This window comes from Acidovorax sp. FG42 (assembly GCF_057809195.1).
Window position 1 is genome coordinate 1 of record NZ_JBMDJM010000001.1, and the last position, 12,582, is coordinate 12,582.

The 12,582-nt window shown below is 67.0% G+C and carries 12 protein-coding genes; 5 read left to right on the forward strand and 7 right to left on the reverse strand.

What is annotated here, in order from left to right; all coding sequences use genetic code 11:
- Window positions 1-288 (reverse strand): AAA family ATPase (locus ACODSM_RS00005; RefSeq protein ID WP_488803903.1); only part of this gene is annotated, 288 nt, incomplete at its 3' end.
- Between the two features lie 581 nt (window positions 289-869).
- Window positions 870-2,042: a 4-hydroxybenzoate 3-monooxygenase gene (gene pobA / locus ACODSM_RS00010; protein ID WP_488803904.1), complete on the reverse strand. Its 1,173-nt coding sequence runs from the start codon at window positions 2,040-2,042 to the stop codon at window positions 870-872.
- Window positions 2,043-2,145: 103 nt separating this feature from the next.
- Here pobA and ACODSM_RS00015 point away from each other — a divergent pair, with 103 nt between their 5' ends.
- The 3 genes from ACODSM_RS00015 to ACODSM_RS00025 all read left to right on the forward strand — a co-directional run bounded on the left by ACODSM_RS00015 (window position 2,146) and on the right by ACODSM_RS00025 (window position 3,970).
- Window positions 2,146-3,027: a helix-turn-helix domain-containing protein gene (locus ACODSM_RS00015; protein ID WP_488803905.1), complete on the forward strand. Its 882-nt coding sequence runs from the start codon at window positions 2,146-2,148 to the stop codon at window positions 3,025-3,027.
- A gap of 99 nt (window positions 3,028-3,126) precedes the next feature.
- Entirely contained in the window at window positions 3,127-3,504 is a 378-nt protein-coding gene (locus tag ACODSM_RS00020; RefSeq protein ID WP_343734223.1) for a VOC family protein, read from the forward strand.
- A gap of 37 nt (window positions 3,505-3,541) precedes the next feature.
- Window positions 3,542-3,970 (forward strand): VOC family protein, encoded by a 429-nt coding sequence (locus ACODSM_RS00025; protein WP_343734222.1) that lies wholly within the window; start codon window positions 3,542-3,544, stop codon window positions 3,968-3,970.
- Window positions 3,971-3,978: 8 nt separating this feature from the next.
- On the opposite strand, the gene ACODSM_RS00030 is transcribed toward ACODSM_RS00025, so the two are convergent.
- On the reverse strand, window positions 3,979-4,428 hold the full coding sequence (locus ACODSM_RS00030) for an Lrp/AsnC family transcriptional regulator (RefSeq protein ID WP_488803906.1): 450 nt from the start codon (window positions 4,426-4,428) through the stop codon (window positions 3,979-3,981).
- A gap of 101 nt (window positions 4,429-4,529) precedes the next feature.
- On the opposite strand from ACODSM_RS00030, the gene ACODSM_RS00035 reads away from it, so the two are divergent.
- Window positions 4,530-5,150, forward strand: a complete 621-nt coding sequence (locus ACODSM_RS00035) for a LysE family transporter (protein WP_488803907.1) — start codon at window positions 4,530-4,532, stop codon at window positions 5,148-5,150.
- Between the two features lie 99 nt (window positions 5,151-5,249).
- Window positions 5,250-5,789: an EVE domain-containing protein gene (locus ACODSM_RS00040; RefSeq protein ID WP_488803908.1), complete on the forward strand. Its 540-nt coding sequence runs from the start codon at window positions 5,250-5,252 to the stop codon at window positions 5,787-5,789.
- 405 nt (window positions 5,790-6,194) lie between these two features.
- Here the strand turns inward: ACODSM_RS00040 and ACODSM_RS00045 are convergent, their stop codons facing one another.
- From ACODSM_RS00045 to ACODSM_RS00060, 4 genes are all read right to left on the reverse strand, one after another.
- Window positions 6,195-6,905: a hypothetical protein gene (locus ACODSM_RS00045; RefSeq protein WP_488803909.1), complete on the reverse strand. Its 711-nt coding sequence runs from the start codon at window positions 6,903-6,905 to the stop codon at window positions 6,195-6,197.
- A gap of 126 nt (window positions 6,906-7,031) precedes the next feature.
- Complete coding sequence (locus ACODSM_RS00050; RefSeq protein WP_488803910.1) at window positions 7,032-10,784, reverse strand: molybdopterin cofactor-binding domain-containing protein; 3,753 nt, start codon at window positions 10,782-10,784, stop codon at window positions 7,032-7,034.
- On the reverse strand, window positions 10,781-11,287 hold the full coding sequence (locus tag ACODSM_RS00055; RefSeq protein WP_488803911.1) for a (2Fe-2S)-binding protein: 507 nt from the start codon (window positions 11,285-11,287) through the stop codon (window positions 10,781-10,783). Before ACODSM_RS00055 ends, ACODSM_RS00050 begins: the two co-directional genes overlap by 4 nt.
- Window positions 11,288-11,308: 21 nt before the next feature.
- A complete protein-coding gene (locus ACODSM_RS00060) occupies window positions 11,309-12,481 on the reverse strand; it encodes an ABC transporter substrate-binding protein (protein WP_488803912.1) in 1,173 nt (390 codons plus the stop codon).
- Between the last annotated feature and the right edge of the window lie 101 nt (window positions 12,482-12,582).

Below are 12,582 nucleotides of genomic sequence, written 5' to 3' on the forward strand. Positions count from 1 at the left end.
ATTCATGCTCCTTGTTGACATGCTATGCCTTACACACAAAGTTTCTGACAGGCTCCTAAAAACAATTGAATCGTTCGCGACAGTGCTGACGAAGTCGAAAGTGCCGTTCGCCTTCTTTCCACGGAAAGCAGCTTGCAGGATTGATACGCCTAGCTGTGCAGCCTGGAGCGCACTGCTCTTTCCGCTGGTGTTTCCCCCCACCAAAGCAGTGATAGGTTGGAGATCTATTTCAAGGGTCTCGATACGTTTGAAGTTGTTTACGGTGAACTTATCCAACCGGAATTTCATGCCTACCCCCCTGCGAGTTCGAATTTTTTCGATCGTAGCTGACATCTAACGATGTCCCACTGCGCGGCACCTCAAAACTATCACAGGGCATTAGCCCTACTCCGACGCGCCCGGCTTGCGCTCAGCAGCCCTTGGCGTTCTGCTAGTTTCTTTCGCCTTCTTCCCTTGGTCGTAATGCCACTTGATGGCGAAGAACATGCCGGTGCCAAACACGGCCACCTTGAAGACAATGAAGACTATCGGGACCCAATCCATCTTTGAGATTTTCCTGGCTGTTGATTGGCACTGTCGAGTGTGAAGTGCACTGCCTCAAAACGCTGCGTCGGCAGCTTCATCGTGTTCAAGCCATCGTCGAATCGCACATCGACAGCACTGGGCAAATGATCTGAAAACTTGGTGCGATGCTATCGGGCCTGCTGTGCGGGCGTAAGCATCAGTTCCGCCTAAATTTTGCGTAGCAGATGGAGACCGCTGCCCAACGCGACTGCCTGCACTGAGCGCCGATCTGGGCGCAAAAAAAGGCTTGCAGGAGGAAACCCCATGCAAGCCTTTGACTGGCTAGCAGTGCTACCGCAGGGTGCTCAGAACGGCAACCCCACGTAGTTCTCTGCCAGCGAGCCCAGCGCCTTTTCGGACGAGAACAGATACGCCAGGTCCGTGTCCTGTAGCTTCTGGTCGTAGGCCAGCGACTCGGGGAAGGTGTGCAGCATGGTCGTCATCCACCACGAGAAGCGCTGGGCCTTCCACACGCGGGCCAGGGACTTTTCGGAGTATTTGTCGAGGCCGGTGCTGTCGCCATCCTTGTAGTGCGCCACCATGGCGTGGTACAGGTAGTAGATGTCGGATGCGGCGCTGTTCAGGCCCCGTGCGCCGGTGGGCGGCACGATGTGGGCGGCGTCGCCGGCCAGGAACAGGTTGCCGTAGCGCATGGGCTCGGCCACAAAGGAGCGCAGGGGGGCGATGGACTTTTCGATGGATGCGCCCGTAATCAGCTTGTCGGCCACCTCGGCGGGCAGGCGGCGCTTTAGTTCGTCCCAGAAGGCCTCGTCGGACCAGTCTTCCACGTTGTCGGTCAGCGGCACCTGAATGTAGTAACGGCTCAGCACCTGCGAGCGCAGCGAGCACAGCGCAAAGCCGCGCTCGTGCTTGGCGTAGATCAGCTCGGGCGAGACGGGCTTGGTGCGCGAGAGCACGCCCAGCCAGCCGAAGGGGTAGACCTTTTCATATTCCTTGAGCACGTCGCGCGGGATGGACTTGCGGCTCACGCCGTGGAAGCCGTCGGCGCCGATGACGAAGTCGCAGTCGATGCGCACCACCTCGTCGCCACTGCGGTAGGTCACATACGGGTTGGCGCTTTTCAGGTCGTGCGGCTGCACGTCTTCGGCGTTGTGGATGACGACGCCCTTCATGCGGTCGCGCGCTTCGTACAGGTCGCGTGTCAGTTCGGTCTGGCCGTAGACCACTACGGAGCTGCCGCCGCTGTACTTGTGCAAATCGACCCGGTCCATTTGGCCGTCGTGGGCAATGATGAAGCCGTCGTGGATCTCGCCTTCCTTGTCCATGCGCTCGCCGCACTGGGCCTCGCGCATGAGTGCGGCAAAGCCGTGCTCCAGCACGCCGGCGCGAATGCGGCCCAGCACGTACTCGCGGCTTTGGCGCTCCAGCACGATGGTGTCGATGCCCTTGAGGTGCAAGAGCTGCGAGAGCATGAGGCCCGAGGGGCCTCCGCCAATGATGCAAACCTGGGTTTTCATAGCGTCTCCAGTAGTGGTTGGTGTGTTCATGACATGGGTCAAACGGACCACCCAAAGATACGTGGCACAGTCGCCGCGTTGAATGGACGGATGGAGCCAGAACATGCACTTTTCGAACATCGATGGCATCCGCTCTTACAGCCTGTTCGGCGAGTCGCAGCACCTGCCCGATGTGCTGCACTGCGAGACGATTGCCGAGCGGTCGGCGCTGCACGACTGGGAGCTGGCGCCGCACCGGCACACGCGGCTGCACCAGGTGCTGCTGATCACGTCGGGCGGGGGCGTGGCGCACCTGGACGGCGAGCGGGTGCCGCTGTTTGCGGGGGCGCTCATCAACGTGCCGCAAGGGCATGTGCACGCGTTTCGCTTTACGCAGCACACGCAGGGCTGGGTGGCCACGCTGGCGGATGAATTGATGGACGAGATTTTTGTGCGCGTGGGCGATGTGCGGCGCGACCTGGCGCGGCCTGCCGTGGCGCCTGCGCCGCCACAGCTGCACCAGGCCATGGCCCAGGTCTGGCAGGAGTTCTCGGGCCGCGCCAAGGCGCGTGCGCTGGTGCTGCGGGGCCTGAGCGCCACGCTGCTGGGCTGGGTGGCGCGCGCGATGGAAGACCACAGCCCGGACGACACCCACGCGCCAGAGTCCAGCCTGGTGCAGCGGCTGGAGGCGCTGATCGAGGCGCATTTTCTGGAGCACTGGCAGGTGGCCGACTACGCGCGGGCGCTGGCCGTGTCGCCCACGCACCTGAGCCGCGTGGCGCGGGCTGCCACGGGCGTGTCGGCCCAGCGGCTGATTGAGGCACGGCTGATGCGCGAGGCGCGGCGCAACCTGGCCTACACGCACCTGGGTGTGGCCACCATTGCCTACACGCTGGGCTATGCCGACCCGGCGTACTTCACCCGCGCTTTCACGCGCGATGCGGGGCTGTCACCGCGCGCGTTTCGGGCGCAGGTGGCGGCGTCGGCGCCCGCCCCGGCGATGTGATGCCGCGTGACAGGCTGCTGACACGCCGCTGTCAGCAGCCCCCGCTCACCATCGGGGCTTCTTTCTTTCCATCACCCATTGAACGACAAGGAGCCTTTCATGAAAAACGCCATCGCCTGGTTTGAGATCCCCACCACCCAGTTGGACCGCGCCCAGGCCTTTTACGAAGCCGTGCTGGGCCAGCCCATGCGCCGCGAGAACATGGGCCCGAGCGAAGGCGCCGTGTTTGCCTACGACCCTGATGCCGATGGTGCAGGCGGTGCGCTGATGATGGGCCCCACGGCGCCCCAGGTGTCGGGCAGCGGCACACTGGTGTACCTGGATGCATCGCCCTCGCTCGACGCCGCGCTGGAGCGCGCGGTGGCCCACGGCGGCCGTGTAGCGCTGCCGCGCCAGGCGCTGCCACCGGGCATGGGGTTCTTTGCGCACATCCACGACCTGGATGGCAACCGTGTCGGGCTGCATGCCCCCGATTGAGACCTGGCACCGATCCCTCTCACCGAAAGGAGACTCCATGGAAGCACAGGAACTGCACCGAGGCCGGCTGATCGACCACATCCAGCTCGTGGTGCGCGACCTCGCCGCCAGCCGCAGGTTCTACACGGCCGTGTTCGACGCACTGAACGTGCCCATGGGCGGCACGGCCGAGGACTACTTCTGGGCGGATGAGCTGTTTGTCTCCACCGTCGACAGCGTGGCCGCGCAGGGGCACCTGACAGGCCGGCACCACCTGGCCTTTCAGGCGCAAGACCGGGCGATGGTGGATGCGTTCTACAAGGCGGCCGTGGCCCATGGCGGTACCGACAACGGCGCACCGGGTGAGCGGGCTTACCACCCCGGCTACTACGCGGCGTTTGTGCTGGACCCGGACGGCAACAACATCGAGGCCGTGTTCCATGGCGACGCACAGCGCAGTGCGGCGTCGGTGAAGATCACGTTCTGAGAGGTGGGTCAGCCCGCCTCCGGGCGGGCCAGGCCACGCAGCGGGATGGGCGTGGAGAACACGACGGACGTGCGTGTTTCACCATAGCCGTTGATGTCGCCCAGAAAGCGCTCCAGATCGGGCAGGTCGCGCGCCACGACCTGCATCACATACGAGTCGTTGCCGCTCACGTGGTGGCATTCAAGCACCTGGGGCGACTGGCGCAGCTTGTCGATCAGCGCCTTCTTGCCGGGCTGCGGCACATTGATGCCCACCACCGCGCGCACGCCGTAGCCGACCTTGGCGGGGTCGATGTCGGCATGCACGCCGCGCACCACGCCCGCCTCTTGCAGACGGCGCAGGCGCTCCAGCGTGGCGGGCACCGACAGGCCCACGGCCTCGGCCAGTTCCTTGAGCGAGGCGCGGCCATCGGCCTGCAGCGCGCTGATGAGGCGCCAGGCTTTGTCATCGATATCCATACAAGCCTTTATCGATTGGCACAGAAAAAAGCGAAGCCCAATGCGGGATTCGCCGAATTTTCTGCATTCTCTACCGCCCACCGCCGCCCTAGCATCGGTGCATGGACTTCACTTCAATCACCGTGTTTCTGCAAGCCGCCGTCATCGGCGTGCTCATTGCGGCCCCTGTGGGCCCCATTGGCCTGTTGACCATGCAACGCACCCTGGAGCGCGGCCTGGCGGCCGGGCTGGCCACCGGCCTGGGCGCCGCTGCGGCCGATGCGGTGTATGGCGCCGTGGGCGCCTTCAGCGTGCGCTGGCTCATCGATGGGCTGACGCAGGCCAAGACGCCGCTGGCGCTGGGCGGCGGCGCACTGCTGCTGGTGCTGGCCTGGCGCACCTGGCACGCGCCGGTGGCCCACACCGCCGCACCAGCCCGCGATGCGCGGGGGCTGCTGGGCCTGGCGGCCGGCACGTTTGCGCTGACGCTAGCCAACCCGGCCACCATCGTGTCGTTCATTGCGGTGTTTGGCTCGCTGGGCGGCGGGCGGCCCAGCCTGCCGTCGCCGCTGTGGATGGTGGCGGGCGTGCTGGTGGGCTCTGCCGCCTGGTGGCTGCTGCTGACCAGCGCGATTGCCTACCAGCGCCAGCGCTTTACGCCCGCGTGGCGCCAGCGCATCAGCCGGGCGTCGGCCCTGCTGCTGGGCGGGTTTGCGCTGTGGCAGTGGGGGCAGCTGGTCTGAGGTGTTGCGTTACGCACAGGGATGCTGCAAAGGTACTGACACTGCGGTGTCAGCAGCAGGCCCGCACCATCGGTGGCTTCTTTGACCAGGAGCTTTTTCATGACCGACGCCGTGCTGCAACACCCCCTTTGGCCGGATACCGAGCCTGCGCGCAGCGACATGCCTGTGTCGGCAGCTGCCTCTGCGGCCACCACGCGCCGCAACTGGATCGCCGTGGCCTGCGCCCAGCACGCCCGCCGGGGCTGCGCCACGCCGGGCGCTGGTTACATGCAGGTGTGCCATGGCAAGGTGGCGCCTCTGCAGCGCATACGCCCCGGCGACCGCGTGGCGTACTACGCGCCGACGGTGACCATGGGGGGCAAGGACCGGCTGCAGGCGTTTGTCTCCATCGGCATCGTGTTGCCGGGTGCGCCGTATGCGTTTGACATGGGCGGCGGGTTTGTGCCGTCGCGGCGGGATGTGGCCTATGTGCCAGCACGTGAGGCGGCGATTGCGCCGCTGCTGGACGCGCTGGAGTTTGTGGACGACCGCCAGCGCTGGGGCAGCAAGTTCCGCTTTGGGCTGTTTGCCATCAGCGACCACGACATGCGCCTGATTGCGCAGTTGATGCAGGCCGAACTGCAGTTACTACATTTTTGATAGCAACTTAGGCAATCTGCACTAGCGCATCCGGCCCATAAAGCTTCAAAGGGCTCCGAACAGCCCGCAGGCAGCTGTCAGCACACCGCCATCAGCGTGTCCACCACCCGGCGTTGGGCGGCGGTCAGGGCGGCATAGCCTTCGCGCAGCAGTCGCAGCACGATCGTGTGGATTTCAATTTCGCTAGCGGGCATGGTCTTCTCCTTGAACGGCAACAGTGGGCGGCCGCCGCGTGGCGGGCCGATGACATGGGCACCTGCCACGACACAAAGAGGCGGGCGCCCGGGCCTGCCCCACCATGGACCAAGCCCCGATGCCACTGTGCCGAGGTGGCAACGCAGGCGGTAGCGCGATAAACGGGGAAGTTCGCGGCTTTTTTCGCGCGCCGCTCTGCAACCAAGGGGCTTATGGAGAGGTGGCCCCGGGCACGTAGGCGTCGATGACCGGCGGCTCGCTGTCCCCCGCTGCGGTGCGGGCCAGCTTGAACCAGGTCCAGGTCTCCACATCGGGCGCGTCGTAGCTTCCGTAGGACTGCCCGCCCCACGAAAAGTACGAGCCCTTGTTGCCCGTGGTGAGGGTGCGCTTGCCCACCGCCAGGCCGCCGTCTTTGAGCAGCGCCAGCCGGAACCCCTGCAGCTTGCCAGAGGTCCCCGGCTCGTTGCCGGACGGCGCGGTCTGCGGAGCCAGGTCGAGCATACCGGAGCTGCAGCGGGCCTGCGCGCCGCTGTAGGTGACCAGGCTCCACTGCCGGGTGAGCGAGGTGCGCACGTTGCGCGCGCGGTTGATGGTGCGCGTGCGCAGCGTGGTTTCGCCGCGCTGCTGCTGCACCCAGACCTGCATCTCGGCCGAGCCGGTAAAAAACGGCAGGCTGCCCCGCACGCCACCGGGCTCCACCGGCGGCCAGGCGTACACCCCTTGCAGGGACGGGCAGCCAAACCAGCTGCTCTGCACGGGGCCAAACGCCGGGGGCGGCTTGGGCGACCCCTGCACCTCCGGCCCGCAGGCCGTGAGGGCCAGGCAACACAGGGCCAGCGTTGCGGCGCCGCCTGTGCGCTGCACGCGCCGGTGCGGGGTGCGCAAGGCGCTGTGCGATGGCAAGGGAGCGGCATCTGTCATGGTGTCTGGGCGGTGGTGCAGCCCGATTGTCGGGCTGAACACGTTGCCTGTAATTGCTGCATTTTTGATAGCAGCTTGCGCTTATCCCACCTGCACTATAGCCTCAAAAGTCTCTAAAAGACTGTGCTAAGGATGCGCAGGCCCCGCCCGCACTCGCGCCAACGCCTCGGGCACATCGCGCCACGCCGGGCGGCCGGGGGCGTAGCGCTGGCGCATGTAGCCCGCCAGCTCGGTGATCTGCGCATCGCTGAGCGCGTGGCCGAAGCCGGGCATGAAGCCGATGTCCCGCGCGGCGGGCTCGCGGATGCCGTGCACGATGACCTGCAGCAGGTTGTCGGGCCGGTCGCTGTGCAGGTTGCTGTTGAGCGCCAGGGGCACGTTCACGCCCAGCAGCTTGGGGCCATCGCCGTCGTGGTGGCAGGCGGCGCAGGCACCGTCGAACAGGCGCTGGGCCTGACCGGGCTGCGGGGCCAGCGCGGCGGCCTGGGCCACGGCGGTTTGGGCGCGCTGCTGCGGATCAGACACAGGCAGTGTGGCTGGCTGGGTAGCCGCTTCCGCATCGGTGAACGAGGCCAGGTAACTCGCCATGGCGCGGATGTCGTCGTCGGGCAAGTGGGCCAGCTCGCGTACCACGGGCGCCATGGGGCCGGAGGCGCTGCCGTGCTGCGGGCTGTGGCCGTGGCGCAGGTAGCCATACAGCGCATCGGCCGTCCAGGGCACGGGCGCTTTTGAGAGGCCCGTGAGTGCAGGTGCCTCCCAGCCATCAATCATGGCGCCTGACAGAAACGCAGCCCCGCCCAACTCGGCCCCCAGCGCATTGCGCGGCGTGTGGCAGGCGCCGCAGTGGCCCACGCCCTGCACCAGGTAGGCACCCCGGTTCCATTCGGGAGGCCGTGACGGGTCCGGCTTGAACGGCGTGGCGTCGTGGAACAGCGCGTTCCAGCCTGCCATGAGGGGGCGCACGCTGAACGGGAAGGCCAGCTCGGTCTTCGGCACCTCGGCCCGCACCGCGGGCTGTGCCATCAGGTAGGCGTACAGCGCGGTCAGGTCGTCGTCGCTCATCTTGGCGAACGAGGTGTAGGGGAACGCGGGGTACAGATGTTTGCCGTCGCGCGAGATGCCTTCGCGCATGGCGCGCTGGAAGGCGCTGAAGGACCACTGGCCGATACCCGTCTCTGCGTCGGGCGTGAGGTTGGTGGTGTAGACCTTGCCGAACGGCGTTTCCATCGCGCGGCCGCCCGTGTTGGGCGTGCCGCCTGGGGCGGTGTGGCACACCACGCAGTCGCCCGCAGCGGCCAGCAGGCGGCCGCGCTCGATGGTGGCGGCGTTGTATACCGAGGCACCCGCCGTCTGCACCACGGGCGCGATGGAGGGGCGCCAGCCCAGCAGCGCTGCACCCATGGCGATGCCACCAGCGGCCAGGGCCAAGGCGCGCGCCCAGGGGCTGCGTTTTGCGGGCCATGTGGCGCTGGCGGGCACGGTGGACAAACTGGGGGATGGCAGCTCCAGCGTGGGCAAGACCTCGGCGGGCTCGGTGGGTGGGGTCCCGTCTGCAGCCGCCTCGCCTGCGCCACCAGGCAAGGGGTTGAGCCCAGCGCGCACCACCTCGGGCGTGAACGGCGGCGCGCGAAAGCGCACACCCGTCGCATCAAAGATCGCATTGGCAATCGCCGCTGTGCCCGGCACAGAAGACGACTCGCCCGAGCCCAGCGGCGCCTCATCCTGCCGGGGCATGTGCATGACCTCGATGACCGGCACTTCGCGGAAGCTCAGGATGGGGTAGCTGCCCCATTCGCGGTTGTCCACCGCCTGCTTGACGGGCTCGAACGTCACCTGCTCCTTGAGCGCGCGGCTCGTGGTCTGCAGCACGTTGCCGTGCACCTGCTGCTCCACGCCGGCGGGGTTCACCATCAGGCCCGCGTCGTGCCCCACGACCACGCGGCGCACATGCACCTCGCCGGTCTTTTTGTTGACCTCTACATCGGCCACCCACGCGGCCCAGGCCGCGCCAAAGCCAGGCCATTTGCTGTGGATGTAGCGGGCGTAGGCAAAGCCCTGGCCTTGGACCCAGTCACCGTTGAGCTCGCGCTGCTGCGGGCCGGTGCGTCGAATCCAGCCCGCCTTTTCGGCCGTGGCCTGCACCAGCTCGGCCGCGCGCGGGTCGTTCAGCAGTTGCAGGCGAAACTGCACCGGGTCCACACCCGCCGCCGTGGCCAGCTCGTCCACATAGGACTCGTGCGCAAACGAGTTGGGCAGGGCAGACACGCCCCGCAGCCACGATGCACGCACGATGGGCGGCATGTCGTTGACGGCCACGCGCAGGTTGTCGTACTGGTAGGGCGGCCGGGCTGTGCGGTCGCCCATTTCGTAGGCCTGGGCCACGGGCTCGATGGTGCGGGTGAGCAGCAGGGCCAGCGTGGGCGCGCCGTTGGATGGGTAGGACGTTTCAAAGTCGTACGCCGCCACAGTGCCATCGGCCTTGAGCCCGCCGCGCACCTGCATGAGCTGCGCCGTGCCCTTGGGCTCCCACAAATGCTCCTGCTCGCGCGTGAGCTGCACGCGCACCGGGGCGCCCACGGCGCGCGAGAGCAGTGCCGCATCGGCCGCCACATCGTCGGCACCGTTGCGGCCATAGCAGCCTGCGGCCTCCATGCGGATGAGGTCGATGTCCACATCGGCCAGGCCCATCAGCCGGGCCAGGTCAGCGCGCAGCACATGGGGGTTTTGCGTGCCCGCCCACACGGTCATGCGTGGGCGGCCCGTGCTGTCATCACCGCGCCATTCGGCCACCGCGCACGACGGGCCGATGGAGCCATGCATCTGGTACGGCCACACGTAGGTGCGCGGCATGGGCTGGCCGTCGGCAGACAGCGCGGCCAGGGCGCCCTCCACATCGCCCTCGTCCACCAGGCGGCGCTGGGTGGCGGGGTTGGCGCGGATGGCTTGTTCCAGCGCCTCGGCGCTGTCCTGGCGCGGAAAGCCGGGCCAGTCCTTCCAGCGTACTTTCAGCTCGCGCAGGGCCTGCTCGGCCTGTTCCTCACGCTCGGCCACGATGCCCACAAAGTCGCGGATCACCACCACAGCGCGGATGCCGGGGATGTCGGCGATGGACTGCTGGTCTACCGATTCGAGCGTGTTGCCGATGAAGTCGCCATGGTCGGCCCCCGCATACGGCGGGCGCACCACGCGGCCGTGCAGCATGCCGGGCACACGCATGTCGTGCACAAACACCAGCTCGCCACTGACCTTGGCGGGGATGTCCACGCGCGGTACGGACTGGCCGACCACGGTGTAGTCAGCGGCGGCCTTGGTGGGTGTGGCGTCCATCAGCTCCAGCGTGGTGTGTGCGCCCGCCAGCAGCGCGCCGTAAGCCAGTTGGCGCGACGGGTTGGCCGTGACCTGCACCACCCCCGCGCGCACCTGCAGTGCCTCCACCGGCACACCCAGCCGCTCTGCGGCCCGGGCCACCAGCCAGTGGCGGGCCTGCGCGGCGGCGGTGCGCAGGGGCTTGGCGTGGATCTGGATGGACGCACTGGCGATGGTGGCGCCCTGGTTGGGCGCGCGGGTGGTGTCGCCCAGCACCATGTTCACCTGCGCCAGCGGCACATCGAGTTCTTCGGCCACGATCTGTGCGAGCGCGGTGCGGATGCCGGTGCCCAGGTCCACATGGCCGTTGAGCGCGGTCACGCTGCCGCCGTCCCACACGGCGATCAGTATCTCCACGCCCTCGGCCGGGTTGCCTGCCACCAGCGCGGGCTGGCCCTTGACGGGCGGTGGCGCGGGCGGTGGGTTGCGCACCACCAGCAGCACGCCCTGGGCGGCATGGAAGTCGGCGCGGGTGAGCGGGCTATGGGCGCGCAGGGATGGAGGCGTGTTCATGCCTGGGCCTCGCGCATCAGCTGGGCCGCGCGCAGCACAGCGCGGATGATTTCGACATGCGTGCCGCAGCGGCACAGGTTGCCCGACAGCTCGCGGCGCACTGCCGCTTCGTCGGGGTCAGGATTGCGCTCCAGCAAGGCCACGGCCATCATCACCATGCCGTTCAGGCAGTAGCCACATTGCGCGGCCTGCTCATCCACAAAGGCTTGCTGCACCGGGTGAAGTCCTGCGGTGCGGCTGCAGCGCCCGGGCAGCCCCTCCAGCGTCGTCACCTCACGGCCTGCCACGCCCTGCGCCGGGATCACGCAGGCCCGCGCGGCAATGCCATCGACCAGCACCGTGCAGGCGCCGCACTGCCCCAGGCCGCAGCCGTATTTGGGGCCGTTGAGGGCCAGGTCGTTGCGCAGCACGTGCAGCAGCGTGGCGCTGGCCAAGGTGCTTTGCGGCACGGCAAACGGGCGGCCATTGACGACGACCGGGGAGGGTGAAGCGGGCGCGTGCATGTCTCGGTGGGTTGTTCTCAGTCAGCGTCGCAGCGACCCGCTGCGCGTGTACATCTCCAGGTCCACAAAGTTGGAGCCATTGTGGTTGCCCGGGCCATACACCAGCGGAAAGTCGCCGATCTTGGTGGTGCCCATGTCTTCCATGGCCTTGATGAAACCTTCGCGCGTGAGCGCTTTGCCTGCGCGCTTGACCCCCTCTACAAACACGCGCGCGGCGATGTAGCCCTCCAGCATGGTGTAGCTGTCGATCTTCTCGCCCGCGTCCGCGCGGTCCTTGCGGTAGTCGGCGACGATGGCCAGGCGGCTGGCCTGCGGCGAGGGCACGATGCTGGCCGTGACCAGCCCTTCGATGCCGCCGTTCAGCCGCTGCGCGGAGCCCGGTGCGTCGGTGATGCCCACCGAGATGGTGTACAGCGGCGATGCCGCACCCGCCGCCCGGTAATCGCGCAGGAACACCTCCACCATCTTGCCCGCCATGATCATCACCACCGCGCCCGGCTGGGCCTTGGTGAGCTGCGCGACCTGGGGCTTGGCGTCGGTCGCGGCGATCTCCATCGGCACGGAATCGACCACCTTGACCTTCAGGCCCTGGGCGATCTGCAGGCAGGTGTCGAGGTTGGATTTGCCGAACGCGCTGTTCTGGTAGATGACGGCGATGTTGTTGATGCCCAGCGTGGCGAGGTGCCCCACGATCTTGCGCAGCTCGGTCTCGTAGCTGGCGCGCACGTGGAACAGGTAGCGGTTGTGCGTGGTGCGGAAGGACGTGGTGCCCACCAGCGGCGCGAACATGGGCACGCCGGCCTTCTCTGCAAGGGGCATGGCGGCGATGAGGTTGCCGGTGGCCACGTAGCCGATCAGGGTAAAGACCTTGTCTTCGTCAATGAGCTTGGCCGTGTTTTCGGCCGTCTTCTTGGGTTCGTAGGCATCGTCGTGCGACACCAGCTCCAGCGTGCGCCCGTTCACGCCGCCGGTCTTGTTGACCTTGTCGAACGCCAGCGCAATGCCGGCCTTGTAGTCCACCCCGAAATCCTTGGCCGGGCCGGTGAACACGGCCGACTGCCCCACCTTGATGCGGGTGTCGGTCACACCCGTTTCGGCAGCCGCTGTGCCTGCCCAGGCCATCCCTGCCGCCGCCAGGCCCACCATGGCGCTGCGGCGGTCGATGCATCCATCCTCCACTCCTCGACACTTCATGTAGTGCTCCTTACATCAAAAGCCAAAGTTTCCGTGCGAGGGCAAACATCGTGCAAGTGCTTGTAGAGGTGTTTTTTGTAACCAACGGCACACGTGGGCCA

Excerpts from the sequence above, each read along its gene's own strand:
- ACODSM_RS00045 (WP_488803909.1), bottom strand. The coding sequence starts at position 6,905 with ATGACAGATGCCGCTCCCTTGCCATCGCACAGCGCCTTGCGCACCCCG.
- pobA (WP_488803904.1), bottom strand. The coding sequence starts at position 2,042 with ATGAAAACCCAGGTTTGCATCATTGGCGGAGGCCCCTCGGGCCTCATG.
- ACODSM_RS00025 (WP_343734222.1), top strand. The coding sequence starts at position 3,542 with ATGGAAGCACAGGAACTGCACCGAGGCCGGCTGATCGACCACATCCAG.
- ACODSM_RS00030 (WP_488803906.1), bottom strand. The coding sequence starts at position 4,428 with ATGGATATCGATGACAAAGCCTGGCGCCTCATCAGCGCGCTGCAGGCC.
- ACODSM_RS00035 (WP_488803907.1), top strand. The coding sequence starts at position 4,530 with ATGGACTTCACTTCAATCACCGTGTTTCTGCAAGCCGCCGTCATCGGC.
- ACODSM_RS00055 (WP_488803911.1), bottom strand. The coding sequence starts at position 11,287 with ATGCACGCGCCCGCTTCACCCTCCCCGGTCGTCGTCAATGGCCGCCCG.
- ACODSM_RS00020 (WP_343734223.1), top strand. The coding sequence starts at position 3,127 with ATGAAAAACGCCATCGCCTGGTTTGAGATCCCCACCACCCAGTTGGAC.
- ACODSM_RS00015 (WP_488803905.1), top strand. The coding sequence starts at position 2,146 with ATGCACTTTTCGAACATCGATGGCATCCGCTCTTACAGCCTGTTCGGC.
- ACODSM_RS00040 (WP_488803908.1), top strand. The coding sequence starts at position 5,250 with ATGACCGACGCCGTGCTGCAACACCCCCTTTGGCCGGATACCGAGCCT.
- ACODSM_RS00060 (WP_488803912.1), bottom strand. The coding sequence starts at position 12,481 with ATGAAGTGTCGAGGAGTGGAGGATGGATGCATCGACCGCCGCAGCGCC.
- ACODSM_RS00050 (WP_488803910.1), bottom strand. The coding sequence starts at position 10,784 with ATGAACACGCCTCCATCCCTGCGCGCCCATAGCCCGCTCACCCGCGCC.